This window comes from Roseovarius sp. A-2 (assembly GCF_002072155.1).
Taxonomy (GTDB): domain Bacteria; phylum Pseudomonadota; class Alphaproteobacteria; order Rhodobacterales; family Rhodobacteraceae; genus Roseovarius.
Genome location: NZ_BDIY01000002.1, coordinates 371,315 through 397,793 on the forward strand (window position 1 = coordinate 371,315; position 26,479 = coordinate 397,793).

Consider the following 26,479-nt stretch of genomic DNA (forward strand, 5'->3'; position numbering starts at 1 on the left):
AGTGAAAGGCGCGGTCATGGCGTGAGATCGAGCGCGCGGGTGAGGTCGGCGATGATGTCGTCGAGCGCGTCTCTTTGCGGGAGGGCGAACGCGCGGGCAGCGGCACGCATGGTGGCGAGCCGGTCGGGTGAGGTGAGGAGCGTAATGAGGGTTTGGGCGAGGCCGACGGCATCCGTTATCTCTGTCGCCCCGCCTGCGGCATCGAGCGCCGGGTAGATCTCGGCGAAATTTGCGTAACGTGGCCCGTGCAGGATCGCCGCACCGGCATGGGCGGGCTCATACGGGGTATGGCCGCCCGCCGGGGTAAAGGAGCCACCGAGGCAGGTGACGGGGGCGAGCGCGTACCACAGCCCCATCTCGCCCATTGTGTCGGCGAGATAGACCTGGGTCTGCCCGGTGATCGGCCCGCCGATGGCGCGGCGCGCGCCGCTGAGACCGCGTTCGGCGATCATAACTTCGAGGGCGGTGCCGCGTTCCGGATGGCGGGGCACGAGGATGAGCAGCGCATCGGGGTCGTGTCGCAGGAGACGTGCATGGGCGTCGAGCATGATCTCGTCCTCGCCCCGATGGGTGGAGGCGGCGCACCAGACCACGCGCCCACCGATCCTGCGCTTCAGATGCGCGCGCGCCTCAGGGTCGACGGGCAGGGGGCCGGTGAGGGATTTGAGGTTCGGCCCCTGCCGCGCGTGTGCGAGGCCGAGCGCGCGCAGATGGCTCTCGCTGCGCGCGTCCTGGCAGTGGATCAGCCGGAACTGTCCCATCACGTGCCGTGCCGTGCGCTCCGCGTGTTGCCAGTTGCGGGCCGATCTGTCCGACAGACGGGCGTTCAGAAGGGCCAGGGGAATCCCGGCCTGATCGGTCTCGCGCAGCATCTGCGGCCAAAGCTCGCTTTCGATGAAGATCGCGGCCGTGGGCTGCCAATGGGTGAGGAAGCGGCGCATCGCGCGGCTGGTGTCGAGCGGGGCGAATTGATGCCGGGTGCGGGGCGGCAGGCGGCTGGACAGCAGCTGCGCCGAGGTGGCGGTGCCTGAGGTGAGCAGGAATTGCAGATCGGGGCGCGATGCCGCCCAATGGGCGATGAGCGTCAGGACCGACATGCTTTCGCCGACGCTGGCGGCGTGAAACCAGATCAGCGTGCCGTCTGGACGGGGCAGGGTGGCGCGGCCCAGACGTTCGGGCCAGCGGGCGCGGTCGGTGCCGTGGGCCTCGAGTTTACGGCAGGCACCGCGATAGGCGACGGACCCCAGCATGTTTGCCGCAAGGCTGTAGAGGCGCAGCGGCAGGGGCGCGCCGGCGCGGCGCATCAGCCGCCGGTATGGCTCATGTGGCGCGACACGCGACCATCGACCGACTGGCGCGAATAGTCGAAGTCATGGCCCTTGGGCTTGCGCGTTATGGCGGTGCGGATTGCGGCCTCAAGCGGTGCGTCGTTGGCCGGATTGTTGCGCAGGGGCGCGCGCAGATCGGCCATGTCTTCCTGGCCGAGGCACATGTAAAGCTCGCCGGTGCAGGTCAGGCGCACGCGGTTGCAGCTTTCGCAGAAATTATGGGTGAGCGGCGTGATGAAGCCGATCTTTTGCCCGGTCTCTTCCAGCCGCACATAGCGCGCCGGGCCGCCGGTGCTTTCGGGCAGGTCGGTGAGGGTGAAGGTTTCAGCCAGACGCGCGCGCAGGTCCGACAGTTTCCAGTATTGGCCCAACCGGTCCTCGTTGCCGATATCGCCCATCGGCATGACCTCAATGAAGGTCAGATCCATGTCGCGCGATTTGCACCACTCGAGCAACGTGAAAAGCTCGTCCTCGTTGAAGCCCTTGAGCGCGACGGTGTTGATCTTGATCCGCAGCCCGGCTTTTTGCGCCGCGTCGATCCCCTTGATCACCTGCGGCAGACGGCCCCAGCGGGTGATGTCGGCGAATTTCTGCTCGTCCAGCGTGTCGAGCGAGACATTCACCCGGCGCACGCCTGCCGCATAAAGGTCATCCGCGAAACGCTCAAGCTGGCTGCCATTGGTGGTCAACGTCAGCTCCTTGAGATCGCCCGCCTCGAGATGCCGGGTCATGGCGTCGAAAAAGGCCATGATCCCCTTGCGCACCAGGGGCTCGCCGCCGGTGATGCGCAGTTTTTCCACGCCCATGCGCACGAAGGTCGAGCACATGCGATCAAGCTCCTCGAGCGTCAACAGCTCTTTCTTCGGCAGGAAGGTCATGTTCTCCGACATGCAATAGACGCAGCGAAAATCGCAGCGGTCGGTCACGGAGACGCGCAGGTAGGAGATGGCGCGCTGGAACGGGTCTATGAGAGGTGCTGTCATGGCGGAAACCTAAGCCGCGCCGTGGGGCGGGGCAAGGGCGATGTTGCGGATTGTCCGGGCCGCAGCGGCGCGATAGGGTGACGGCATGACACGGGCCCTGACATTGATCGCGATGCTCGCCCTCCTTGGTGCCTGTGCGCAGGTCGAGGGGATTTTCCAGCCTGTGCCGGAGCCTGCCACCGAACCGCCGCCTGCCACGACCGAAACCGCGCCGGAGGACGAGGACGCCACGACGCTCGCGCCCGCGACGGGTGATCTGGGGCTGACGGTGGCGTCATTGGGCACGGCGACAGAGCCGGGACTGTGGCTCAAGACGCCGCTGGTGGATGCACCGGGGCGGGGGCGCGTGACCTATTCGGCGAATGGCAGGACGGTGGAGGTGGCGCTCATCCCGCTGGATGCGCCGCGCGGCGCGGGCAGCCGCTTGTCGTTGGCCGCATTTCAGGCGCTCGGTGCGCCGCTCACGGGCCTGCCGGAGGTACGGGTTACCGGCCTTGGCGGGTGAGGCGCGGCTTTCGCTTTGTCTTTCGTGACGTTGAGGGCTATCTGCTCCGGACATCATAGGGGCGGATGAGGAGACGCGCGATGCGCACGGTGGTTTTCGATCTTGATGGCACGCTGGCCGACACGAGCGGCGATCTTGTCGCTGCCGCAAATGCCTGTTTCCGGGGGCTTGGCGTGGGCGACATGCTCGATCCCGTAGCCGATGCCGGTGTCGCCTTGCGCGGCGGGCGGGCGATGCTGACGCTTGGGATGGAACGTCTGGGGCGCGGCGCGGACCTGGCCGAGATCGACCGGCAATATCCCATCCTGCTGGAGGCCTATGCCGAGGCGATCGACGTGCACACCACGCTCTATCCCGGTGCGATGGAGGCGGTCGCAGGGCTGAGCGATGCGGGCTACAAGGTGGCCATCTGCACCAACAAGCCCGAGCGTCTGGCGCGCCTGCTGATGGAGCGGTTGGGCGTGTTGGGGGCCTTTGCCGCGCTGACCGGGGCCGACACGCTGGCGGTGCGCAAGCCCGATCCGGAGCACCTGCGCGAGACTGTGCGGCGCGCGGGGGGCGATCCCGTGCGCTCGCTTCTGGTGGGCGATACCGTGACCGATTTTGACACGGCGCGCGCGGCGGGCGTGCCCTCGGTGCTGGTGGGGTTTGGCCCCAACGGCGCGGCGGTAGCGGATCTGGGGCCGGAGGCCGTGATCGGCCATTATGACGAATTGCCCGGCGTGGTGACGCGGCTTATCGGCTAAGGTGCAGGGCGGTTTCGGATTTCGTGAAATTGCCGGCGGCGCGCGCAGGAAAGCATTGACGCAGCCCGGATCGGCAATCAAAACAATGCCATGACCGAGGTGTTCAAAGGCAATTTCACCCAGCAGGAGCCGATCCCCGAGGAGGGGATCGAGGCGGCGATGGGCGTGCTGCGCTCTGGCCGGTTGCATCGCTACAACCTTGTCGGCGACGAGCCGGGCGAGGTGGCGCTGCTGGAGCGGGAGTTTGCGGAGTATACCGGGGCCAAATACGCGCTTGCCGTGGCCTCGGGCGGCTACGCGATGGCCACCGCGCTGCGCGCGCTTGGGGTTGGCCCCGGCGACCGGGTCCTGACCAATGCCTTCACGCTCGCCCCGGTGCCCGGTGCGATTGCCAGTGTCGGCGCGGTGCCGGTCTTTGTGGGCGTGACCGAGGCGCTGACCATCGACCTCGACGATCTGGCGGCCAAGACGCAAGACGCCGATGTGCTGATGCTGAGCCATATGCGCGGCCATCTGGCGGACATGGACCGGCTGATGGAAATCTGCGACGCGGGTGGCGTCACCGTGGTCGAGGATTGCGCGCATACGATGGGCGCGGCCTGGCGCGGCGTGCCCTCGGGCCGGTGGGGCCGTGTGGGCTGTTATTCGACCCAGACCTACAAGCACATGAATTCCGGCGAGGGCGGGTTTCTGGTCACCGATGATGACGAGGTGATGGCCCGCGCGATCATGCTGTCGGGGTCATACATGCTTTATGGTCGGCACGGGACGGTGCCGCCAGACGCGGTGTTCGAGCGGGTTAAATACGACACGCCCAATGTGTCGGGCCGTATGGACCATCTGCGCGCGGCGATCCTGCGGCCGCAATTGCGCGCGCTGGAGGGCCAGGTCGAGAAGTGGAACGCGCGCTACCGTGTGGTCGAGGAGGGATTGCGTGGCACGCCGGGCCTGACCCTGCCGGAGCGGGCGGAGCGGGAGAGCTATGTCGGCTCTTCCATCCAGTTCCTGCTGCTCGATTGGGAGGGCGCGCGCATTGGCGAGGTGCTCAAACGCTGTGTCGCGCGGGGGGTAGAGCTCAAATGGTTCGGCGCGGCTGAGCCTGCGGGGTTCACCAGCCGCTATGACAGTTGGCGCTATGCGCCCTCCGCGCCGATGCCCGCGAGCGACCGCATTCTGCGCGGCATCGTCGACATGCGTCTGCCGCTGACCTTCAGCCTTGAGGATTGCGCGCAGATCGCCCGGATCATCCGGGCCGAGGTGGGGGCGGTCTATCAGGCGGCATCTTGACGAAATGGCTCAAATGACCTATGTAAAAGGCTCAATTGAGCCATGCATCGGAGCCGACCCATGCCGTTCGATATCGCCAATCAGCAAGAGCTCGAACAATCCTGGAAATACCTGAGCCGAAAAGGCCCGGTGCCCGAATCGCCCTACGAGGTGCATGCGGCGATCGAGAAGGGGCTGCCTGCGGCGGCGCTGAAGCGGTTTCGCGCGGCGGTCGAGGAATTGCCGGACAAGACCTGGGCCGAAATCCTTGCGATCAGTGTCTCGCAGCTCAAGCGGTTGCGCGGCGCGGACCGGCCGCTGTCGAGCGGGGTCAGCTCGCAACTGGTGCTGTTCGCGCTGCTGCTGACCCGGGCCGAGGATATCTTTGGCGGGCGTGCGGCGGCGCTTGACTGGATGCGCAGCGAGCAGATGGCGCTTGGCGGGCGGCGGCCCATCGACCTTCTGGATACCTTTATCGGCGCGGCCCTTGTGGATCGGACCCTGCGGCAGATCGATTACGGCGTCTATCTGTGACGCCACTGCCCGCAGCCCTGGGCGGCGGGGCGGTGACCGCGCACCGTCTGGACCGGGCGCGTCATGCGGACAGCTGGAGCAGCGGCGAGGGCGCGTTTCAGGCCGGGGGGCGGTGGAATTCGGTCGGTACGCGGGCGGTTTACTGCGCGCTCGACCCATCTACGGCGATATTGGAGGTGGCCGTGCACAAGGGCTTTCGCGTGCTCGACACGCAGCCGCATGTGCTGACCTCCTTTACCGTGGCCACCCCCGAGCGGGTGCGGGTGATAATGCCCGAGGAGATCCCCGACGCTCGTTGGCTCGATCCCAACAACGCCGTGCCGGACCGGCGGGCCTGGGGCGATCAGCAGCTGCGCGTGCATGGCATGATCGTGATCCCCTCGGTGGTGTCGCGGCAGAGCTGGAACCTCGTGTTTCTCGCGCCCTTGCCCGATGGGCGTATCAGCGATGTTTTTCAGGACGCGTTCGTGCTCGACCCGAGGCTGAACGCGAGCCGCTGACCTGCGCGCGCGGGATTGACGTGTATGCGGGTTTGTGTCTATAAATGAACAAGTGTTCAATAAATCCGTTCCGGAGGAGGAAGCGCGATGTTCAATGCCGTGATGCAGTTTGATCTGGGCGAGGATGTGAACGCCCTGCGCGAAATGGTGCACCGGTGGGCACAGGAGCGGGTCAAGCCGATGGCGGCGGATGTGGATCGCGACAACGTCTTTCCGAATGAGCTGTGGCGCGAGATGGGCGACCTTGGCCTGTTGGGAATTACCGTGCCCGAGGAATATGGCGGCTCGGGGATGACTTACCTTGCCCATGTGATCGCGGTGGAGGAGATCGCACGCGCCTCTGCCTCGGTGTCGCTCAGCTATGGCGCGCATTCCAATCTGTGCGTCAACCAGATCAAGCTGAACGGAACGGACGCGCAGAGGGCGAAATACCTGCCCGGTCTGCTCAGCGGCGATCATGTGGGCGCGCTCGCCATGTCCGAGGCGGGGGCGGGTAGCGACGTGGTTTCGATGAAGCTGCGCGCCGAGAAGCGTAACGATCACTACAAGCTCAATGGTAACAAGTACTGGATCACCAACGGGCCGGATGCCGACACGCTGGTGGTCTATGCCAAGACCGACCCGGAGGCGGGCGCGAAGGGCATCACGGCGTTTTTGATCGAGAAGACGATGACCGGGTTCAGCACGTCCCCGCATTTCGACAAGCTGGGGATGCGGGGCTCCAACACCGCCGAACTGATTTTCGACGATGTCGAGGTGCCGTTCGAGAACGTGCTGGGCGAAGAGGGCAAGGGCGTGCGCGTGCTGATGTCTGGCCTCGATTATGAGCGCGTCGTGCTGGCCGGGATTGGCACCGGCATCATGGCCGCCTGCCTGGACGAGATCATGCCCTACATGGCTGAGCGCAAGCAGTTCGGGCAGGCGATTGGGTCATTTCAGCTGATGCAGGGCAAGATCGCGGATATGTACACGGCGATGAATTCGGCGCGCGCCTATGTCTATGAGGTGGCCAAGGCGTGTGATCGCGGGGATGTCACCCGGCAGGACGCCGCCGCCTGCTGTCTTTATGCGAGCGAGCAGGCGATGGTGCAGGCGCATCAGGCGGTGCAGGCCATGGGCGGGGCGGGCTTTCTTAGCGACGCGCCGGTTGCGCGGCTCTTTCGCGATGCCAAGCTGATGGAGATCGGGGCAGGGACCAGCGAGATCCGGCGCATGCTGGTGGGCCGCGAGTTGATGGGGGCGATGGCGTGAGGAGGCTGATTGCCGCGCTGATGCTGCTGCCTGCGCCGGGGATGGCGCAGGATCTTGTCTTTGATATCGCCCCGGTTGAGGCCTGCATTCGTGCGGGCGGTGGCGAGACGTGCGCGGGCAAGGCGGCTGAGCGCTGTATCGAGGCCACCCCCGGCGGATATACCACCATCGGCATGAGAGGCTGCACGGATCGCGAGCGGGCGCATTGGGATGGCTGGCTCAATACCGTCTATCAGCAGCTATATGCGAAGCTGGCGGCACAGGATGCGCAGATACAGTCTCATGCCCCGAAGCAGGCCCAGGCACTGCGCGAGATGCAGCGCGCCTGGATCGGATATCGCGACACCAAATGCGGCTATGAGGCCTCGCAATGGGGTGGCGGCACGGGGGCGGGACCGGCCGCGGTGAGCTGCCATTTGCATGAGACGGCACGCCAGATGCACTACCTGCAATCCAGCCGGTTGGGGGAGTGACATGCCGCGCCGCCTGATCTTTCTTCCGGTTTTGGCGCTGGTTGCCGTGGTAGCGGGCATCGGCCTGATGCTGGGCGGGCGCGCGGTCACGACGACCGAGACACAGGCAATCGAGCGTATGGCGGCGCGCTATCTGGCCGAGGCGGGCGCGGAGGCGGCCCGTTCGGACTGTGCGGCGCGCCCGGCGATGAGCGACAACCTGTGGCTGGTGGTGGCCTGCGGCGATTACGAGTATTTCGTCGATGCCTATGGGCGGCTGGTGCATCGCAACGCGCCCGGGGCGACGTCATGAAGGGCACGCGCCCCCTGCTGCGGCCCGCGCCCTATGAGGTGCTGCGCGACGAATTCCAGTGGGATATCCCCGCGCGGCTGAACATGGCGGCGCAGGTGTGCGACGACTGGGCCGAGGCGGTGCCGGAGCGCGTGTCGATCATCGACCTTTCCGGTGATGGCCCGCGCGACGTTAGCTATGGCACGTTGCGTGTCATGGCCGATGGGCTGGCGCATGCATTGCTGGCGCGGGGTGTGATGCAGGGCGACCGGGTGGGCGTGTTGCGCAGCCAGGGCGCATGGTGTGCCGCAGCGCATATCGCGATCTGGAAAATCGGCGCTATTTCAATACCTTTGTTCAAACTCTTCAAGCATGATGCGCTGTCGAGCCGGGTGCGGGATGCGGGCGCGCGGGTGGTTGTGACCGATGCCGAGGGCGCGGGGATGCTGGCCGGGTTTGGTGAGGTGGACGCGCTCACGCCTGAGCGCGAGGCGCTGCCCGAGGGGCGATTTGAGACCGTGCAAACCGAGGCCGAGACGCCTGCCGTGCTGATCTACACGAGCGGCACCACGGGTAGCCCCAAGGGCGCGCTGCACGCGCATCGGGTGCTGACCGGGCATTTGCCGGGGGTGGAGGTGAGCCATGATTTCCTCGGGCAGCCCGGCGATTGCCTCTGGACGCCGGCCGATTGGGCGTGGATCGGCGGGCTGTTTGATGTGCTGATGCCGGGGTTGGCCATCGGGGTGCCGGTGGTGGCCGCGCGCATGGCCAAGTTCAGCGTTTCTGAGTGCGTGAGAATCGTCTCGGAAGGTGCGGTAAAAAACGTATTTTTTCCACCAACTGCCCTCCGCATGCTGAAAGCCGAAGATGCGCAAATCGGCGGTCTGCGCAGCGTGGCGAGCGGGGGTGAGCCGCTGGGAGACGAGATGCTCGACTGGGGGCGGCGCGCCTTTGGCCTGACGATCAACGAGTTTTACGGGCAGACCGAATGCAACATGGTGGGATCGTCCTGCGGCGCGCTGTTCGATCCGCGCGCAGGTGCGCTTGGTCGCGCCGTGCCGGGGCATGAGGTGGCGGTGATCGACGGCGAGGGTCGTGAAACGGTCGGCGAGGGCGATATCGCGATCAAGCGAGGTTCGGCCTCTATGATGTTGGAATATTTCAAAAAACCGCAAGAGACGGCGGAGAAGTTCCGGGGTGATTGGTTGCTGACCGGCGACCGGGGTGTGATCGAGGACGGGTTCATCCGCTTTGTCGGGCGGGAGGATGACGTGATCACTTCGGCGGGCTACCGGATTGGCCCGGCGGAGATCGAGGATTGTCTGTTGACCCACGACGCGGTGGCGACGGTGGGGGTGGTTGGCAAGCCCGACCGTCTGCGCACCGAGATCGTCAAGGCCTATGTGGTTCTGCGCGCAGGCCGGGAGGCGTCGCAGGATCTGGCCGAGGCGTTGCAGGCTCATGTGAAGGAGCGTCTTGCAACCTATTCATACCCAAGGGAAATCGAGTTTCTGAAAGCGCTACCGATGACGGTGACAGGCAAGGTGATCCGAAAGGATCTGAAGGCGCGCGCAGCGGCGGAGGGCAATGAATGAGGCTCCTCGGGCATGACGAAAGGGCTGGCGCGACGGCCAGCCCTCCGGGTTCGGTTCCGACGGGAAGATTGTCAGAACTTGTGAACATAGGCCACGCCAAAGACCCACGGGTCAAGCTCGACCGAGCCTGCGGGTGCGCCGCCAATTGTGGCGTCAGTGTCGATGTCGATATAGCGGACATCGGCGCGCAGGGAGCCTTGGGCGCTGATCGCCACATCAAGACCTGCATGCAAGGCAACACCCCAGGAATCATCAAGTTTGATCGGAGTGCCGTTGTCGAGTTTTTCATCCCAGAAATGCGTATAGTTCAGACCAACACCGACAAAAGGTGTCATGATAGAGTTGTTGGTGAAGTGGTACTGAATCGAGATGGTGGGCGGCAGGTGTTTTGTCGAGCCGATATCACCGGCCCCTTGCGCCTGAAGGTCATGTTTGAACGGCCAAGCCGCGAGAACCTCAATGCCGACATTGTCCATGACGAAGTATTCAAAGGTCAGCGACGGGCGGATGTTTTCGCCGACGCGGGCCGTGGACGGGGCACTAAAGCTGTCGGTCGGATCGATGTAGTGCGCGCCGAGGCCGATGGTCATGTCGCCCTGCTCCTGCGCGAGCGCGGCGGTCGAGGCCAGAAGGGCAGCGAGGGTGAGCGATGTGATGTGTTTCATGGTCTTTCCACTCTTGTTCTTACAGGGGTGGGTATGCGTGCGTTTTGGGTAAAGCACTTTGATGTGTATCAAGTCGCGGAGCCGTTGCCGCACCGTGGTGAAATTGCAACAGGCGGGGCGTGCCCTGCCCAGATGCGGGAGACTGCGACATGCAACTGAAATCGGCGGTTTTGCCGTCCTCGGAGGCGTTCAAGGCCAATGAGGCGGGCCATCTGGAGGCGCTGCATCTGGTCGAGGAGGCCGCCTTACAGGCGGCGGCGGGGGGCGGTGAGCGCGCCCGCGAGCGGCATCTGTCGCGCGGCAAGATGCTGCCGCGCGACCGGGTGGCGGGGCTGCTCGATCCGGGCAGTCCGTTTCTGGAGGTGGGGGCGACGGCGGCGCATGGTCTTTATGACGGGGCGGCACCGGGGGCAGGGGTGATTGCCGGGGTCGGCCGGGTGCAGGGGCGCGACTGCATGGTGGTGTGCAACGACGCCACCGTGAAGGGCGGCACCTATTACCCGATGACCGTCAAGAAGCATCTGCGCGCGCAGGAGATCGCAGAGGAATGCCATCTGCCCTGCATCTACCTGGTGGACAGTGGTGGCGCGAACCTGCCCAATCAGGATGAGGTGTTCCCCGACCGCGATCATTTCGGGCGGATTTTCTACAATCAGGCACGGATGAGCGCCAAGGGCATCGCGCAGATCGCCGTGGTGATGGGAAGCTGCACGGCGGGTGGGGCCTATGTTCCCGCCATGTCTGACGTGACGATCATCGTGCGGGATCAGGGCACGATCTTCCTGGCCGGGCCGCCCCTGGTCAAGGCGGCGACCGGCGAGGTGGTCAGCGCCGAGGATCTGGGCGGCGGCGATGTGCACACGCGCCTGTCAGGCGTGGCGGATTATCTGGCCGAGGATGACGCGCATGCGCTGGCCTTGGCGCGGCGCGCGGTGGGCAATCTGGGGGGTGGGCTCGCCCCCGTCCGGGGCTGGCAGACACCAGAGGAGCCCGTCTATGATCCGGCGGAAATGCTTGGTGTGGTGCCTGCCGATCTGCGCACGCCCTATGACATCCGCGAGGTCATCGCGCGGTTGGTGGACGCAAGCCGCTTTGACGAATTCAAGGCGCGGTTCGGCGAGACCTTGGTGTGCGGGTTCGCCCATGTGAAGGGCTGCCCGGTGGGGATCATCGCCAATAACGGCGTGTTGTTCTCCGAGGCGGCCTCCAAGGGCGCGCATTTCGTGGAACTGTGCAGTCAGCGCAAGATCCCGTTGGTGTTCTTGCAGAATATCACCGGCTTCATGGTGGGACGCAAATACGAGAATGAGGGGATTGCGCGGCACGGGGCCAAGATGGTCACGGCGGTGGCGACGACGAGCGTGCCGAAGATCACCATGCTGGTCGGTGGCTCTTTCGGGGCGGGCAATTATGGCATGGCGGGGCGGGCCTACAGCCCGCGATTCCTGTGGACATGGCCCAATTCACGGATTTCGGTGATGGGCGGTGCGCAGGCGGCGGGGGTGTTGGCGACGGTAAAGCGCGACGCGATGGAGAAACGCGGCGAGACATGGTCAGCGGAGGACGAAGAAGCGTTCAAGCGCCCGACGGTGGAGATGTTCGAGCGGCAGGCGCATCCGCTTTATGCCAGCGCCCGGCTGTGGGACGATGGCTGCATCGACCCGCGCAAGAGCCGCGACGTGCTGGCGCTCTCCTTGCGGGCGGCGCTGAACGCGCCGGTGGAGGAGACGCGCTTTGGCGTCTTCCGGATGTGAGGGTGATGATGTCGGGATTTGAGTATTTTCGGAACGGTGAATGTGGGGGCGTGCGCGATGTTTGAGCGGATTCTGGTCGCCAACCGGGGCGAGATCGCGTGCCGGGTGATGCGCACGGCGCAGGCCATGGGCGTCGAGGTGGTGGCGGTCTATTCCGATGCCGACCGCGCCGCGGCGCATGTGGCGATGGCGGACCGCGCGGTGCATATCGGCGGATCGGCGCCCTCGGACAGCTATCTGAGGGGCGAGGCGATCATCGCGGCGGCGCTGGAGACCGGGGCGGAGGCGATCCATCCCGGCTATGGGTTTCTGAGCGAGAATCCCGATTTCGTCGAGGCGGTGGCAGCGGCGGGGCTGGTCTTTATCGGCCCGTCGGCGCGGGCGATTCGGGCGATGGGGCTCAAGGATGCCGCCAAGGCGCTGATGGAAGAGGCGGGCGTGCCGGTGGTGCCGGGTTATCACGGCAGAAATCAGGACCCCGGGCACCTGTCGGGGGCGGCCGATACCATCGGTTATCCGGTGCTGATAAAGGCTGTGGCGGGGGGTGGTGGCAAGGGGATGCGGCTGGTGGAGCGCCCGGAGGAGTTTTTCGATGCGCTTGAAAGCGCGCGCGGCGAGGCACACACGGCCTTTGGCAATGCCGATGTATTGATCGAGAAATTCGTCGAGAAGCCGCGCCATATCGAGGTGCAGGTATTTGGTGACGGCACGCGCGCGGTGCATCTTTTCGAGCGGGATTGCTCGTTGCAGCGCCGCCATCAGAAGGTGATCGAGGAGGCCCCCGCGCCGGGGATGACGCCCGAGATGCGTGACGCCATGGGGCAGGCTGCGGTGCGGGCGGCGCAAGCGATCGGCTACAGCGGGGCGGGCACGGTGGAGTTCATCGTCGATGGCTCGGACGGGCTGCGCCCGGATCGCTTCTGGTTCATGGAGATGAACACGCGGTTGCAGGTGGAGCATCCGGTGACCGAGGCGATCACCGGCGTTGATCTGGTTGAATGGCAGTTGCGTGTCGCCGCCGGGGAGGCGCTACCCGTGCGGCAGGGGGATCTGACGATCACCGGCCATGCTTTTGAGGCGCGGCTCTATGCCGAGGATGTGCCCAAGGGGTTCCTGCCCGCCACCGGGCGTCTGTCGCATCTGGTCTTTCCCGACGGCACCCGCGCCGATAGCGGTGTGCGGGCGGGCGATGAGATCAGCCCGTTCTATGATCCGATGATCGCCAAGGTGATCACCCATGGACCGACGCGCGATGTGGCGCTGCGGCGGCTGGCGCGGGCGCTGGAGCGGTGCGAGGTGGCCGGGACGGTGACCAATCTCGGCTTTCTGGGGGCGCTCGCGCGGCATCAGGGGTTTGCACGCGGCGATGTCGATACCGGGCTGATCGCGCGGGATATCGAAGCTCTGGTGGTGTCCCCATCGGCGGGGCCGGGGGAGGTCGCGCTGGCGGCCCTGGCCGGGCTGGGGCTGTTGGAGGAGACACCGGAGGCGGCTGGTTTTGTCCTCTGGCAGCCGTTGGAGCGTGACGTGCTGCTGGTGCACGACGGAGAAGAGGTGACGGTGCGGCTGCGCACGCTGTCGGCGACGGCCCATGATCTGTGCGTGGGTAAGACATGGGTTGCGGCGCGGCGCGTGGACGGGCAATGGCGGCTGGACGGTCAGCTTGCGCCCGGGGTGGCGGTGGACGGCGCGCGGATCACGGTGTTCGCGCGATATGGCATTGCGTTCGATCTGGTCGATCCGCTGGCGCGGGACAGCGAGGCGGGCGGCGATGCGGCGCTCATCGAGGCGCCGATGCCGGGGCTGGTTAAGGCGGTCTTTGCCAGGGCTGGGCAAGCAGTGGCGAAGGGCGACCGGCTGGCGGTGCTGGAGGCGATGAAGATGGAGCATAGCCTGCTGGCCGCACGCGACGGGGTTGTGGCCGAGGTGTTGGTGGCCGAAGGCGATCAGGTGAGCGCGGGGGCGGCGCTGGTGCGGTTGGAGGAGGACGCATGATTGTCCTACACCACGTTCCGCTGGCGCGCTCGCTGCGGGTGCTGTGGCTGCTCGAGGAGTTGGGGCTGGAGTATGAGCTGCGCTATTACTCGATCCGCGACGGCTCCATGCGCAGCCCGGCGTTTCTGGCGCTTTCCCCGGCAGGGCGGGTTCCGGTGCTGGAGCATCATGGTGCTGTCTGGGTGGAAAGTGCGGCCATCGTGCAGATGTTGTGCGAGACCTGTCCCGAGGCGCGGCTGATGCCGCCGCCGTGCCATCCGGAGCGCGCACGGTTCCTGGAAATGCTGAGCCTGTCGGAGACGGTGGGCTGTCTGCTGGAAAATCTCAACCTCAACCAGGTGTTCCTGCGCCCACCCGCACGCCCGTCGCCCACGGTCGTGAAGCTGCTCAATGCGCGGCTGCGCGCGGTGCTGGCGGCGATGGAGGCGCGCCTGGAGGGCGATTATCTATTGCCCTCGGGGTTTTCGGCGGCGGATATCATGTTTGCCTACGGATTCGAGCTGGCGCGGTATTATGTTGATCTGAACGCCTATCCGCGTCTCATGGCGTATTGGGACGGGTTGCGCGCGCGGCCTGGGTATCAAAGGGCCAAGGCGCGGGACGGCGCGCAGGATATCTATGCGCAGGAGTTCTATCCTGTGCCGGAGGAGTGAATATGGCTGAGCGCGTTGAAATCTTCGAGGTCGGCCCGCGCGACGGGTTGCAGAACGAGGCGGCGCGGATCGCCACGCGCGACAAGATTGCCTTTGTGAACCTGCTGAGCGAGGCGGGGTTCTCGCGCATCGAGGTGGCGAGTTTCGTCAGCCCGAAATGGGTGCCGCAGATGGCCGACTCGGGCGAGGTTTTGCGCGGGATCAGGCGCGCGCCGGGGGTGCGTTATGCAGCACTTACGCCGAACATGCGGGGCCTGTCGGATGCGCTCGAGGCCGGGGCGGATGAGGTGGCGATTTTCGGCTCGGCCTCGGAAGGGTTCTCGAAGGCCAATATTAACGCCACGATCGACGAGAGCCTCGCGCGGTTCGCCCCGGTGCTGGAGGCGGCGGGGGCCGAGGGGCTGCGGGTGCGAGGCTATGTCTCCTGCGTGGTGGAGTGCCCCTATGACGGGCCGGTCGCCCCGACGGCGGTGGTGCGCGTGGCCGAGGCGCTGTGGCAGATGGGATGCTACGAGGTCAGCCTTGGCGACACTATCGGGCAGGGCAGGCCCGAGGCGGTCGATGCGATGCTAGCGGCGGTCTGTGATGCGCTGCCGGCCGAGCGGCTGGCCGGGCATTTCCACGACACGGGCGGGCGCGCGCTTGACAATATCGAGGTGGCACTGGCGCGTGGATTGCGGGTATTCGATGCGGCGGTCGGTGGGCTGGGGGGCTGTCCCTATGCGCCCGGCGCGGCGGGCAATGTGGCGACGGAAAAGGTGCATGAGCGTCTGACGGAGCTTGGATACGAGACCGGGCTCGATCCCAACATATTGTCCGAGGCGGTGGATATGGCGCGAGCCATGCGGGGTGCCGCGCAAAAATCTTGAAAAGATTTTTGGCAAATTTCTTTTGAAGAAATTTGGGGTGAAGAGGAGAGGGCATGACCGAAACGATCAGTATCGAGCAGGACGCGCGTGGCGTGGCCACACTTTGGCTTGAGCGGGCCGAGAAGCACAACGCCATGTCGGCGCAGATGATCGCGGAGTTGCATCAGGCGGCCAGGGATCTGGGGGCTGACGATGCTGTGCGGGTCGTGGTGCTGGCGGCGAGGGGCAAGACATTCTGCGCCGGGGGCGATCTGGGCTGGATGCGGGATCAGTTCGAGGCGGAGCCGGAGGCGCGCGGGCGCGAGGCGGCCAAGTTGGCGTATATGCTTCAGGCGCTCAACACCCTGCCCAAGCCCCTGATCGGCCGGGTGCAGGGCAATGCCTTTGGCGGCGGTATCGGGCTGATGAGCGTCTGCGATGTGGTGATCGGGGTGGAGGATGCGCTGTTTGCCCTGACCGAGACGCGGCTGGGGCTGATCCCTGCCACGATCGGGCCTTATGTGGCGGCGCGCATGGGCGAGGCGCGGGCGCGGCGCGTCTTCATGTCGGGGCGGCGATTCGACGCGGGTGAGGCCGTCGAACTGGGCTTGCTGGCGCGGGCGGTGCCCGAGGCTGAACTTGAAGCCGCCGTCGAGGCCGAGGTCGTGCCCTATCTCGATTGCGCGCCAGGCGCGGTGGCCCGGGCCAAGGCGCTGTTGCGGGATCTGGGGCCGAGGATCGACGCGGCGGTGATTGCGCGGACTGCCGAGGCGCTGACCGAGTGCTGGGCCGGGGACGAGGCACCCGAGGGCATCGGCGCCTTCTTTGACAAGCGCGCGCCCCGCTGGCGGGGCTGAGTCGCGCGGATTTGCCGCGATGCGGCGACGGGCGGTCAGGTTTTCGGTCCAATTCGACCGATTTGCGGCATACTATCGCATACATAAATGCAGAATCCGTCTCGCCTGGTGGTCAAACCCGCGCACGCTTGGTTGACCCCATCAAGGGGCGGGTTTAAACCCGGCATAGTCATGCAGCCATCTTGATGCGCCCGCGCTCGCGCATGAAAGGAGCCACCTCGTGGAAGAGATGCTGAGGGAATACCTCCCCATCCTGATTTTGCTGGCCATTGCCACAGGGCTCGGGCTCGTCCTGATCCTGGCGGCCGTGGTGCTGGCGGTTCGCAACCCCGACCCGGAAAAGCTGAGCGCCTATGAATGCGGTTTCAACGCCTTTGATGATGCGCGGATGAAGTTTGACGTGCGCTTTTATCTGGTGTCGATCCTGTTCATCATCTTTGACCTTGAGATTGCCATGCTATTTCCATGGGCAGTCGCCTTTCAGGATCTGAGCATGGCGGCATTTTGGTCGATGATGGTGTTTCTGGCCGTTCTGACCGCCGGATTCGCCTATGAATGGCGCAAGGGAGCGATGGAATGGCAGTGAACGATCAGGATGACGCGGTCGTGACTGAAACGCAGGGCCAGGGTGTCCAGAGTCCGCGCGTGAAATCCGCGCCGTCGAGCCTTGCACCGGTCGAGGCCTACGAGCCGGGCGAGACCCGCGAACCTGCGATGCAGGCGCTGAATGCCGAGTTGCAGGACAAGGGCTTTCTGGTGACCTCGACCGAGGATATCATCAACTGGGCCCGCACCGGCAGCCTGCACTGGATGACCTTTGGTCTGGCCTGTTGCGCGGTCGAGATGATGCACACCGCGATGCCGCGCTATGATGTGGAGCGGTTCGGCTTTGCGCCGCGCGCCAGCCCGCGCCAATCGGACGTAATGATCGTGGCGGGCACATTGACCAACAAGATGGCCCCGGCGCTGCGCAAGGTTTATGACCAGATGCCGGAGCCGCGCTACGTGATTTCGATGGGGTCCTGCGCCAATGGCGGCGGCTATTACCACTACAGCTATTCCGTGGTGCGTGGCTGTGACCGGATCGTGCCCGTGGATATCTACGTGCCGGGCTGCCCGCCGACCGCCGAGGCACTGGTCTATGGCATCCTGCAATTGCAGCGCAAAATTCGCCGGACGGGGACGATCGTGAGATGAGCAAGGCACTCAAGGAACTGGGCGCATATATCGAGGTGAAGCGCGGCGATTGCGTGCTGGGCTGGGACGTGACGCATGACGAACTCAACGTCGATGTGGCACTGCCGAACATCAACGGTCTGATGGAATTTCTCAAGACTGATCAGACCTGCGCTTTCTCGACTCTGGTCGACATCACGGCGGTGGACTATCCCGAGCGGCCCAAGCGGTTCGACGTGGTCTATCACCTGTTGAGCATGTATCAAAATCACCGCATCCGGCTGCGCGTTGCCGCGCGCGAAGAGGATATGGTGCCCTCGATCACCGAGATTTTCCCGTCGGCCAACTGGTTCGAGCGCGAGGTGTTCGACATGTATGGCATCCTTTTCTCGGGCCATCCCGACCTACGCCGCATCCTGACCGATTACGGCTTTCGCGGCCATCCGCTGCGCAAGGATTTCCCGACCACGGGCTATACCGAGGTGCGCTATGACGAGGTGCAGAAGCGCGTCGTCTATGAGCCGGTGAAACTGGTGCAGGAATACCGGCAGTTTGATTTCATGTCGCCCTGGGAAGGGGCGGAATACATCCTTCCGGGCGATGAGAAGAAAGAGGGCACGAAATGATGGGCGCGGGCTATGGCATGGGCGGTGGCGGCGTGATCTTCATGCTGATCTTCGCGGTGTTGGTCATCATTCCGTTCTGGAAGCTGCTGCCTAAATTCGGCATCAACAGCTGGTTCAGCCTCGTGTCGATCATCCCGCTCGGGGCGCTGGTCCTTCTGTGGGTCATGGCGTTCCGTGACAAGCTTGGCGGAGGACGCAGATAATGGACGGCTCCAAATTCGAAGACACGCTCACGGGCGAGCAGAAGATCCGCAACTTCAACCTTAACTTTGGCCCGCAACACCCTGCGGCGCATGGGGTTTTGCGTCTGGTTCTGGAACTGGACGGCGAGTTGGTGGAACGTTGCGACCCGCATATCGGCCTGCTGCATCGCGGCACCGAAAAGCTGATGGAGAGCCGCACCTACCTGCAGAACCTACCCTATTTCGACCGGCTGGATTACGTGGCGCCGATGAATCAGGAGCATGCCTGGTGTCTGGCCATCGAAAAGCTGACCGGGGTCGAGGTGCCGCGCCGCGCAAGCCTGATCCGGGTGCTTTATTCGGAAATCGGGCGTGTGCTGAACCATTTGTTGAACGTGACCACGCAGGCCATGGATGTGGGCGCGCTCACGCCGCCGCTCTGGGGTTTTGAAGAGCGTGAAAAGCTGATGGTGTTCTACGAGCGGGCCTGTGGCGCGCGGCTGCACGCGGCTTATTTCCGGCCCGGTGGCGTGCATCAGGACCTGCCGCCGGAATTGCTCGATGATATCGAAGAATGGGCCAGGGATTTCCCCCGCGTGCTCGACGATATTGACGGGCTCTTGACCGAGAACCGCATTTTCAAGCAGCGCAACGCCGATATCGGTGTTGTCACGCAGCAGGAGGCGCTTGATTGGGGCTTTAGCGGCGTGATGGTGCGCGGCTCTGGCATGGCGTGGGATCTGCGGCGCGCGCAGCCCTATGAATGCTATGACGAGTTCGATTTCCTCGTGCCGGTGGGCAAGAATGGCGACTGCTATGATCGTTATCTCGTGCGGATGGAGGAGATGCGACAAAGCCTGCGGATCATCCATCAGGCCATCGAGAAACTGCGTGCACCCGAAGGGCAGGGCGATATTCTATCGCGAGGCAAGGTGACGCCGCCCAAGCGCGGCGAGATGAAGCGTTCGATGGAGGCGCTCATTCACCACTTCAAGCTTTATACCGAGGGCTTTCGGGTGCCCGAGGGCGAGGTCTATTGCGCGGTCGAGGCGCCCAAGGGCGAGTTCGGCGTCTATCTGGTGGCCGATGGCACCAACCGGCCCTACCGCGCCAAGCTGCGCGCGCCGGGCTTTCTGCACTTGCAGGCGATGGACCATATCTCCAAGGGGCACCAACTGGCCGATATCGCGGCGATCATCGGCACGATGGATGTCGTCTTTGGGGAGATTGACCGGTAATGAGTGCGGATTGGCTTGGACGCGCGGGGCGATTGGTGGCGGCGGGGTTTTTCTCTGCCGGGCTGCTCGCTGGCGCGACGCAGGCGCAAGCCGTGCCGTCCGAGCGGATCGAGGCCTTTGTCGCGGTGATGGCCGAGCATGGCTGCCGGATGTCGCCGTTTCGGGCCGATGAGGTGATGCCGGGGGCGGGCTTTGACGACAAGGCCGAGACCAAGGCGATCACCGAACAGCTGATCACCGAGGAGCGCGCGCGCATTCTCGACGGGCAGCTCGTGGTCTTTGGCGGGGTCTGCGGCGGCAAGCTCGATTATTCCGGGCGCGAGCGGTTCTTTGCGGCGATCGCCGACAATAACTGCGTGATGACCATCGACGAGGCCAAGCTGCTGTTGCCGCGTGTCGGGGTCGAGATGACCGAAGTGCAGCTGTTGATGGACAAGATGCTGCGTATGGCCGAGATTCGGCTGTCTTCGGATGAAACCGCGGTATTTCTGGAAGAGGGCCTGTGCCAGAAATTCATGGGCCTCTCGCCGCAGATGATGGCGAGCACGCCCGAGACGGCGGTAGAACCGCGCAGCGCGGATGTGCTGCGGGCCGATTTCATCGCCTATATGCAGGGTGTGGGCTGTTCGCTGACCCGGACCGAGGCCGACCGGCAATTGCCCGCCGCCGGGTTTACCACCAAGGAGTTGCGACCGGTGATCGGCGCGATGCTGCAAGCGGGCGAGGCCGAGATGAATGTCGCCCAAGATAGCCTGACGATTTCAGAGGAGTTGTGCCCGCGATGAGCCGGATTTTCCCTGCGTTGGGGCTGCTTGGCCTGACCGCTGCCTGCGCGCTGCCACCCGAGGGCGTGAGCGAGGCCGCTTTGGCGCGCTACGATATGGCGGTGACCAGCTTGGGCTGCACACTTGTGACCGAGCCGGATTACATGGCCGCTGGCATCCAGACCGGCCTCACGCGAGAGCAACTGCTCGAGGTGACTGCTTACAAACTATCCTCCGGTGCCGCCGAACGGCTGCCCGACGGGGGCATCAAACTGACCACAGGAGCCTGTGCCTGAGAATGCTACGTCGTCTCTATCATGACCAGCCCGAGAGCTTTGCCTTCAGCCCCGCCAATCAGGCCTGGGCCGAGGGGCAGATCAGTAAATATCCCCAAGGGCGGCAGGCAAGCGCGGTCATTCCGCTCTTGTGGCGCGCGCAAGAGCAGGAGGGCTGGCTGAGCCGTCCGGCGATCGAGCATGTCGCCGACATGCTGGATATGGATTATATCCGCGCGCTGGAGGTCGCGACCTTTTACTTCATGTTCCAGCTGCAACCTGTTGGCAGCGTGGCGCATTTCCAGATTTGCGGCACGACAAGCTGCATGATCTGCGGGGCCGAGGACCTGATCGGCGTCTGCAAGGACAAGATCGCCGCCAGCCCCTTTGAGGTGTCTGCGGATGGCAAGTTTTCCTGGGAAGAGGTGGAATGCCTCGGGGCCTGCGCGAATGCGCCGATGGCGCAGATTGGCAAGGATTACTACGAGGATCTGACCGCCGAGCGGTTCGCCGAGATCATCGACGAGCTGGCGGCGGGCAAGGTGCCGACGCCCGGGCCGCAGAACGGGCGCTATGCGTCGGAGCCGAAGGACGGTCTGACCAGCCTCACCGATTTCGAGAGCGGGCGCGCGCAGTATAACGGCAGCGTGCAGCGTGCGGTGGATGTGGGCGATACCATCAAGCGGATCGACGGGTCAGAGGTTCCACTGCTGACACCGTGGCGCGACAAGGGCGCGATGCATCAGCCCGCCGCCCCGTCGGTCAAGATCAATGACGAACCCGTCGAGATACGTGCGAAGGTCGATCCGGCCACGCCGGTGGACAAGACCGGTGCCACGATAGGCGAGGCGCAGGCCAAGACCAAGGCCAAGCCCGAGGCGTCTGCGGCCGCAAAGCCGGTTCAGGACCCGAAAGAGCCCGAAGTCGAGGCCGGGCAGGGCACCAGGCCCGCGACGCTGGACGCCGCGCGCGAGGGCAAGGCGGATGATCTGAAGATGATCAAGGGGGTTGGCCCCAAGCTCGAGGCGCTGCTGCACGAGTTTGGATTCTACCACTTCGATCAGATTGCGAGCTGGACCGAGGACGAGGTCAGTTGGGTCGATCAGAACCTTGAGGGGTTCAAGGGGCGGGTCAGCCGCGACAACTGGATTGAGCAGGCAAAACTGCTGGCTGACGGCAAAGACACGGAGTTCTCTGCCCGGGCCAAGAAAGGCGAGGTTTATTGAACGCGCCTGCTTGATCAACACAGGGGGTTATCATCATGTCTGATACGTCGAAACTGAGCACTTGTCAGATCGTTTGCTGGGGTCTTGCGGTGCTGACCGGGATGGTGGTTCTCTGGTCCGCTGCCGGGTCTGTCGGGTTCTTTGCGGCGCTGCTTCTGGGGGCGGCTTGCGCGGTTTTTCTGGGGCTCGTGATCACGCGGCTCGTCTGCACGGGGCACGGTGCCGAGGATCGCGGCGTTCAATTGCACGACGTGAAAGAGGCGGTGGGCCAATTGACCGGGATTACCGGCAACAAGGCCCCGTTCGACGAGGATGAAGAGCCTGCGGCAGCAAAGTCAGCCCCCGCTAAACCGGCGGTCAAGGCCGAAGCAAGTGCGCCTGCGAAATCGGGCACCGTCCCGAAGGGCGAAAAGGATCTGGCCGCGCGCAAGGACGAATCGACAAACGGTGAAGAGGCGCAATCTGCCGCCCCTGCCGTCACGGATGAGGAAGATGTCGGCACCCGCCCGGAAGCGCTGAGCGCGCCCAAGGGTGGACAGGCCGACGATTTGAAACAGATCAAGGGTGTGGGCCCAAAGCTTGAGAAACTTTGCAACGAGTTGGGGTTTTACCATTTCAACCAGATCGCGGGCTGGGGCCCCGATGAGGTGACCTGGGTTGATGCCAACATCAAAGGTTTCAAGGGCCGGGTGAGCCGCGATAACTGGGTCGAACAGGCCAAGGTCCTCGCTGCGGGTGGAGAGACGGAATTCTCCAAACGTGTCGCGGGCGGCGACGTATATTGACGAAGATGGATGATGTCAGACAAGGACGCAGAAACCGCCCGCAAGGGCCGCTTTGCCGCGATGGTGATCGCGGGCACGGGCGTGTTCTGGGTTCTGGCGACCTTCATCGGCGGAGAAATGGGGCTCAGCCAGCGGGTGCGCGCGCTGTTTGACCTGATGGCATTGGCGGGGTTCATCTGGGCCCTCGTCTTGATCTACCAAATCTGGCGTGCGCGTCAGGATAACCGGGGGTAACGGGATGCTGAAAGACGAAGATCGTATCTTCACCAATCTCTACGGGATGCATGACCGCAGCCTCAAGGGCGCGCAGGCGCGCGGTCATTGGGATGGCACGGCAAAAATCCTGCAGAACGGTCGCGCCTGGATCGTCGATCAGATGAAGGCGAGCGGGCTTCGGGGACGTGGCGGCGCGGGCTTTCCCACCGGGCTCAAGTGGTCCTTCATGCCCAAGGAAAGCGACGGGCGGCCCGCCTATCTGGTGGTCAATGCGGATGAGTCCGAACCCGGCACCTGCAAGGATCGCGAGATCATGCGCCACGATCCGCACACGCTGGTCGAGGGCTGTCTGATCGCCAGCTTCGCGATGAACGCGCATGCCTGCTACATCTACATTCGCGGCGAGTATATCCGCGAGAAAGAGGCGCTGCAGGCAGCTATCGACGAGGCCTATGAGGCCGGGCTGGTGGGCAAGAATGCCTGCAAATCAGGCTGGGATTTCGACATCTACCTCGTGCATGGGGCCGGGGCCTATATCTGCGGTGAGGAAACCGCGCTGCTCGAAAGTCTTGAGGGCAAGAAGGGCATGCCCCGGATGAAGCCGCCATTTCCGGCGGGGGCCGGGCTTTATGGCTGTCCCACGACGGTGAACAATGTCGAATCCATCGCTGTGGTGCCGACCATCCTGCGGCGCGGGCCGGAGTGGTTTTCATCCTTTGGTCGGGCCAATAACGCGGGCACCAAGATTTTCGCGGTCTCGGGCCATGTGAACAACCCCTGCGTGGTCGAGGAGACCATGTCGATCACCTTCGAGGAGTTGATCGAGCGGCATTGCGGCGGCATTCGCGGCGGTTGGGACAATCTCAAGGCAGTGATTCCCGGTGGCTCTTCGGTGCCCTGCGTGCGCGGCGAGAACATGAAGGACGCGATCATGGATTTCGACGCGCTCAAGGAGGTGGGGTCGAGTCTCGGCACCGCTGCCGTGATCGTGATGGACAAGGACACCGACATCATCAAGGCGATCTGGCGGCTGTCGAAATTCTACAAGCATGAAAGCTGCGGTCAGTGCACACCGTGCCGCGAGGGCACCGGCTGGATGATGCGGGTGATGGACCGTCTGGTGCGCGGCGAGGCTGAGGTCGAGGAGATCGACATGCTGTTCCAGGTGACCAAGCAGGTCGAGGGGCATACGATCTGTGCGCTCGGCGACGCGGCGGCCTGGCCTATTCAGGGCCTGATCCGCAATTTCCGCGACGAGATCGAGGACCGTATCAAGGCCAAGCGGGCCGGGCGCATGAGCGCCGTGGCAGCGGAGTGACCGGCGTGACGGATGGCCGCGCAAAGGCAGGGAGCGTGCTTCGGGGCATCGGCATCGCGGCAGTCGTGATCGCGCTTCTGGCCAGTTGTGCCAGCCGCGAAGAGCGGGTGTTCTTCGACGGGAATTTCTACCCGCCCAAGAGCGGTGGAGAGCGCAGCGACAGGCGCAATTTCACCGCGACCGTCAAGCGTGTGTCGCGCGGTGTCGAAGGTGCGCAAAAGGCGGCGGTGCACGAGGCCACGCGCTACTGCCTGAAGAATTTCGGCACCTCCGATATCGCCTGGGCCGGTGTTGCCGAGGGCGAGATCGGGCCGGTCTACCTGCGCTCCGGGGATCGGATCACGGTCGAGGGACGCTGCGAGATATGGTGAGGTTCCCGGTCAAATCGCACCGGGCAAGCCGCGCAAATGCATCAATATGGGCCGGGCGGCCCATGTCAGAGAGCAAGGTAAGTAGTAATGTCTGACCTACGCAAGATCATCATCGACGATCAGGAGATCGAGGTCGAGGGCGCGATGACCCTCATTCAGGCCTGCGAAGTGGCCGGCGTCGAGATTCCGCGATTCTGCTATCATGAGCGGCTGTCGATCGCGGGTAACTGCCGGATGTGTCTGGTCGAGGTCGTGGGCGGCCCGCCGAAACCGGCGGCAAGCTGCGCGATGCAGGTCAAGGACCTGCGGCCCGGGCCCGAGGGGCAGCCGCCGATGGTCAAGACCAACTCGCCGATGGTCAAGAAGGCGCGCGAGGGGGTGATGGAGTTCCTGCTCATCAACCACCCGCTGGATTGCCCGATCTGCGATCAGGGCGGGGAATGCGATCTGCAGGATCAGGCGATGGCCTATGGCGTGGATTTCAGCCGCTACCGCGAGCCCAAGCGTGCGACCGAGGATCTTGATCTCGGACCGCTGGTGGAGACGCACATGACGCGCTGTATTTCCTGCACCCGCTGCGTGCGCTTTACCACCGAGGTGGCAGGCGTGCACGTGATGGGGCAGACTGGGCGCGGCGAGGATGCCGAGATCACCACCTATCTGGGCGAGATCATCGACAGCAACCTGCAGGGCAACATCATCGACCTGTGCCCGGTGGGCGCACTTGTTTCGAAACCCTATGCCTTTACCGCCCGCCCGTGGGAATTGACCAAGACCGAGACCATCGACGTGATGGATGCGCTTGGGTCGTCCATCCGCGTTGATTGCAAGGGTCGCGAAGTGATGCGCATCCTGCCGCGCAACCACGACGGCACCAACGAGGAATGGATTTCCGACAAGACGCGCTTTGTCTGGGATGGGCTGCGCCGTCAGCGTCTGGACCGGCCCTATATCCGCGAGAACGGCAAGCTGCGGGCGGCCACGTGGGGTGAGGCTCTGGGCAAGGTTGCCGAGGCGATCAAGGGCGCGAAAAAGCTGACTGGTCTGGTCGGTGATCTGGCCCCGGTTGAGGCGGTTTATGCCTTGAAAGGTCTGATCGACGGGCAGGGCGGCACGGTCGAGTGCCGCACCGACAAGGCCCGGCTACCCGCGGGCAACCGCAGCGCCTATGTTGGCAATATCGCCGTCGAAGAGCTTGATACGGCAAAGAACTTCATCCTGATCGGCACCGATCCGAGCGTTGAGGCGCCGGTGCTGAATGCGCGTATCCGCAAGGCCTGGATCAACGGGGCGGATGTCACGGTGGTGGGCCCGAAGGTGGATCTGACTTATGACTACACCCATGCAGGCACGGATCGAGCCGCGTTGGACGGCTTGAAGGTTCCCGAAGATGCCATCGTGATCGTAGGGCAGGGTGCCCTGCAAGAGGCCGATGGTGAGGCGGTGCTCGCCGCCGCTCAGGCGTTGACCGGTCGGATGCTGGTGCTGCACACCGCCGCCGCGCGTGTGGGGGCGCTGGATGTGGGGGCCGTGACCGAGGGCGGTCTGGAGGCTGCCATCGACGGCGCGGACGTGATCTATAACCTTGGTGCCGACGAGGTTGAGATCGCCGAAGGCCCGTTCGTGATCTACCAAGGCAGCCACGGCGACCGGGGCGCGCACCGCGCCGATGTGATCCTGCCGGGGGCTGCTTATACCGAAGAGCAGGGGCTTTTCGTCAATACCGAAGGCCGCCCGCAGTTGGCGCTGCGTGCAGGCTTTGCGCCGGGCGAAGCCAAGGAGAACTGGGCAATCCTGCGCGCGCTGTCGGGTGAGTTGGGCGCGACACTGCCCTATGACAGCATGGCGCAGCTGCGTCAGGCGCTGGTCAAGGACGTGCCGCATCTCAAAAAGATCGACCAAGTGCCGGAGAACGAGTGGCAGCCGCTGTCCAAGGCAAAGCTGGGAAAGGCCGATTTCCGTCTGGCGATCAGGGATTTCTACCTGACCAACCCGATCGCGCGGTCAAGCGAATTGATGGCGGAACTGAGCGCCAACGCCAAGGCCCGCGCCAATCAGCCGATGGCGGCAGAGTGAAG

30 protein-coding genes are annotated in these 26,479 nt (G+C 64.5%); 27 read left to right on the forward strand and 3 right to left on the reverse strand.

What is annotated here, in order from left to right:
- Nucleotides 1–14: 14 nt before the first annotated feature.
- Both BHD06_RS05145 and moaA read right to left on the reverse strand, forming a co-directional pair.
- Complete coding sequence (locus BHD06_RS05145; protein WP_080455909.1) at nucleotides 15–1,304, reverse strand: 3-deoxy-D-manno-octulosonic acid transferase; 1,290 nt, start codon at nucleotides 1,302–1,304, stop codon at nucleotides 15–17.
- Complete coding sequence (gene moaA, locus BHD06_RS05150) at nucleotides 1,304–2,311, reverse strand: GTP 3',8-cyclase MoaA (RefSeq protein WP_080455910.1); 1,008 nt, start codon at nucleotides 2,309–2,311, stop codon at nucleotides 1,304–1,306. The genes BHD06_RS05145 and moaA overlap by 1 nt, the downstream gene beginning before the upstream one ends.
- An 85-nt stretch (nucleotides 2,312–2,396) precedes the next feature.
- Between moaA and BHD06_RS05155 the strand changes: the two genes are divergently transcribed.
- The 9 genes from BHD06_RS05155 to BHD06_RS05195 all read left to right on the forward strand — a co-directional run bounded on the left by BHD06_RS05155 (nucleotide 2,397) and on the right by BHD06_RS05195 (nucleotide 9,452).
- On the forward strand, nucleotides 2,397–2,816 hold the full coding sequence (locus tag BHD06_RS05155) for a hypothetical protein (protein ID WP_080455911.1): 420 nt from the start codon (nucleotides 2,397–2,399) through the stop codon (nucleotides 2,814–2,816).
- Nucleotides 2,817–2,896: 80 nt separating this feature from the next.
- Entirely contained in the window at nucleotides 2,897–3,562 is a 666-nt protein-coding gene (locus BHD06_RS05160) for an HAD-IA family hydrolase (protein ID WP_080455912.1), read from the forward strand.
- A gap of 90 nt (nucleotides 3,563–3,652) precedes the next feature.
- Nucleotides 3,653–4,849: a DegT/DnrJ/EryC1/StrS aminotransferase family protein gene (locus tag BHD06_RS05165; protein WP_080455913.1), complete on the forward strand. Its 1,197-nt coding sequence runs from the start codon at nucleotides 3,653–3,655 to the stop codon at nucleotides 4,847–4,849.
- A 60-nt stretch (nucleotides 4,850–4,909) separates the two neighbouring features.
- Nucleotides 4,910–5,362 carry an antitoxin Xre/MbcA/ParS toxin-binding domain-containing protein gene (locus BHD06_RS05170; RefSeq protein ID WP_176214281.1) on the forward strand — a complete coding sequence of 151 codons (453 nt, stop codon included), beginning with the start codon at nucleotides 4,910–4,912 and terminating at the stop codon, nucleotides 5,360–5,362.
- Nucleotides 5,359–5,862, forward strand: coding sequence for an RES family NAD+ phosphorylase (locus BHD06_RS05175; protein ID WP_080455915.1), 504 nt, complete (start codon nucleotides 5,359–5,361; stop codon nucleotides 5,860–5,862). The genes BHD06_RS05170 and BHD06_RS05175 overlap by 4 nt, the downstream gene beginning before the upstream one ends.
- 87 nt (nucleotides 5,863–5,949) lie before the next feature.
- Nucleotides 5,950–7,113, forward strand: coding sequence for an isovaleryl-CoA dehydrogenase (locus tag BHD06_RS05180; protein WP_080455916.1), 1,164 nt, complete (start codon nucleotides 5,950–5,952; stop codon nucleotides 7,111–7,113).
- Entirely contained in the window at nucleotides 7,110–7,586 is a 477-nt protein-coding gene (locus tag BHD06_RS05185) for a lysozyme inhibitor LprI family protein (RefSeq protein WP_254892317.1), read from the forward strand. The genes BHD06_RS05180 and BHD06_RS05185 overlap by 4 nt, the downstream gene beginning before the upstream one ends.
- 1 nt (nucleotide 7,587) lies before the next feature.
- Entirely contained in the window at nucleotides 7,588–7,878 is a 291-nt protein-coding gene (locus BHD06_RS05190) for a hypothetical protein (protein WP_080455918.1), read from the forward strand.
- Nucleotides 7,875–9,452, forward strand: a complete 1,578-nt coding sequence (locus tag BHD06_RS05195; protein ID WP_080455919.1) for an AMP-binding protein — start codon at nucleotides 7,875–7,877, stop codon at nucleotides 9,450–9,452. Before BHD06_RS05190 ends, BHD06_RS05195 begins: the two co-directional genes overlap by 4 nt.
- Nucleotides 9,453–9,523: 71 nt before the next feature.
- Here the strand turns inward: BHD06_RS05195 and BHD06_RS05200 are convergent, their stop codons facing one another.
- Entirely contained in the window at nucleotides 9,524–10,189 is a 666-nt protein-coding gene (locus BHD06_RS05200) for an OmpW family protein (RefSeq protein ID WP_254892318.1), read from the reverse strand.
- A gap of 77 nt (nucleotides 10,190–10,266) precedes the next feature.
- Here BHD06_RS05200 and BHD06_RS05205 point away from each other — a divergent pair, with 77 nt between their 5' ends.
- From BHD06_RS05205 to nuoG, 18 genes are all read left to right on the forward strand, one after another.
- On the forward strand, nucleotides 10,267–11,871 hold the full coding sequence (locus BHD06_RS05205) for a carboxyl transferase domain-containing protein (protein WP_080455921.1): 1,605 nt from the start codon (nucleotides 10,267–10,269) through the stop codon (nucleotides 11,869–11,871).
- Between the two features lie 57 nt (nucleotides 11,872–11,928).
- On the forward strand, nucleotides 11,929–13,866 hold the full coding sequence (locus tag BHD06_RS05210; RefSeq protein WP_080455922.1) for an acetyl/propionyl/methylcrotonyl-CoA carboxylase subunit alpha: 1,938 nt from the start codon (nucleotides 11,929–11,931) through the stop codon (nucleotides 13,864–13,866).
- Nucleotides 13,863–14,519, forward strand: coding sequence for a glutathione S-transferase family protein (locus BHD06_RS05215; RefSeq protein WP_080455923.1), 657 nt, complete (start codon nucleotides 13,863–13,865; stop codon nucleotides 14,517–14,519). The genes BHD06_RS05210 and BHD06_RS05215 overlap by 4 nt, the downstream gene beginning before the upstream one ends.
- Nucleotides 14,520–14,521: 2 nt before the next feature.
- A complete protein-coding gene (locus tag BHD06_RS05220) occupies nucleotides 14,522–15,388 on the forward strand; it encodes a hydroxymethylglutaryl-CoA lyase (protein WP_080455924.1) in 867 nt (288 codons plus the stop codon).
- Nucleotides 15,389–15,441: 53 nt separating this feature from the next.
- Entirely contained in the window at nucleotides 15,442–16,224 is a 783-nt protein-coding gene (locus BHD06_RS05225; protein WP_080455925.1) for a crotonase/enoyl-CoA hydratase family protein, read from the forward strand.
- A gap of 220 nt (nucleotides 16,225–16,444) precedes the next feature.
- Complete coding sequence (locus tag BHD06_RS05230; protein ID WP_176214282.1) at nucleotides 16,445–16,810, forward strand: NADH-quinone oxidoreductase subunit A; 366 nt, start codon at nucleotides 16,445–16,447, stop codon at nucleotides 16,808–16,810.
- Between the two features lie 128 nt (nucleotides 16,811–16,938).
- A complete protein-coding gene (locus BHD06_RS05235) occupies nucleotides 16,939–17,421 on the forward strand; it encodes an NADH-quinone oxidoreductase subunit B family protein (protein ID WP_050663944.1) in 483 nt (160 codons plus the stop codon).
- Complete coding sequence (locus tag BHD06_RS05240) at nucleotides 17,418–18,026, forward strand: NADH-quinone oxidoreductase subunit C (RefSeq protein ID WP_080455926.1); 609 nt, start codon at nucleotides 17,418–17,420, stop codon at nucleotides 18,024–18,026. The genes BHD06_RS05235 and BHD06_RS05240 overlap by 4 nt, the downstream gene beginning before the upstream one ends.
- A complete protein-coding gene (locus tag BHD06_RS05245) occupies nucleotides 18,023–18,229 on the forward strand; it encodes a hypothetical protein (protein ID WP_254892319.1) in 207 nt (68 codons plus the stop codon). Before BHD06_RS05240 ends, BHD06_RS05245 begins: the two co-directional genes overlap by 4 nt.
- Nucleotides 18,229–19,446: an NADH-quinone oxidoreductase subunit D gene (locus tag BHD06_RS05250; protein ID WP_080455927.1), complete on the forward strand. Its 1,218-nt coding sequence runs from the start codon at nucleotides 18,229–18,231 to the stop codon at nucleotides 19,444–19,446. Before BHD06_RS05245 ends, BHD06_RS05250 begins: the two co-directional genes overlap by 1 nt.
- Nucleotides 19,446–20,231, forward strand: a complete 786-nt coding sequence (locus BHD06_RS05255; RefSeq protein WP_080455928.1) for a hypothetical protein — start codon at nucleotides 19,446–19,448, stop codon at nucleotides 20,229–20,231. The genes BHD06_RS05250 and BHD06_RS05255 overlap by 1 nt, the downstream gene beginning before the upstream one ends.
- Nucleotides 20,228–20,506: an NADH dehydrogenase gene (locus tag BHD06_RS05260; protein ID WP_080455929.1), complete on the forward strand. Its 279-nt coding sequence runs from the start codon at nucleotides 20,228–20,230 to the stop codon at nucleotides 20,504–20,506. Before BHD06_RS05255 ends, BHD06_RS05260 begins: the two co-directional genes overlap by 4 nt.
- Nucleotides 20,507–20,508: 2 nt before the next feature.
- Nucleotides 20,509–21,711, forward strand: coding sequence for an NADH-quinone oxidoreductase subunit E (locus BHD06_RS05265; protein ID WP_080455930.1), 1,203 nt, complete (start codon nucleotides 20,509–20,511; stop codon nucleotides 21,709–21,711).
- 35 nt (nucleotides 21,712–21,746) lie between these two features.
- Entirely contained in the window at nucleotides 21,747–22,496 is a 750-nt protein-coding gene (locus tag BHD06_RS05270; RefSeq protein WP_080455931.1) for an NADH:ubiquinone oxidoreductase, read from the forward strand.
- Nucleotides 22,497–22,508: 12 nt separating this feature from the next.
- Nucleotides 22,509–22,730, forward strand: coding sequence for a DUF5337 domain-containing protein (locus tag BHD06_RS05275; RefSeq protein WP_307718122.1), 222 nt, complete (start codon nucleotides 22,509–22,511; stop codon nucleotides 22,728–22,730).
- Between the two features lie 4 nt (nucleotides 22,731–22,734).
- Complete coding sequence (gene nuoF, locus BHD06_RS05280) at nucleotides 22,735–24,030, forward strand: NADH-quinone oxidoreductase subunit NuoF (RefSeq protein WP_080455933.1); 1,296 nt, start codon at nucleotides 22,735–22,737, stop codon at nucleotides 24,028–24,030.
- A gap of 5 nt (nucleotides 24,031–24,035) precedes the next feature.
- Nucleotides 24,036–24,401, forward strand: a complete 366-nt coding sequence (locus tag BHD06_RS05285; RefSeq protein ID WP_080455971.1) for a hypothetical protein — start codon at nucleotides 24,036–24,038, stop codon at nucleotides 24,399–24,401.
- 87 nt (nucleotides 24,402–24,488) lie between these two features.
- On the forward strand, nucleotides 24,489–26,477 hold the full coding sequence (nuoG, locus tag BHD06_RS05290) for an NADH-quinone oxidoreductase subunit NuoG (RefSeq protein ID WP_080455934.1): 1,989 nt from the start codon (nucleotides 24,489–24,491) through the stop codon (nucleotides 26,475–26,477).
- Nucleotides 26,478–26,479: the final 2 nt, after the last annotated feature.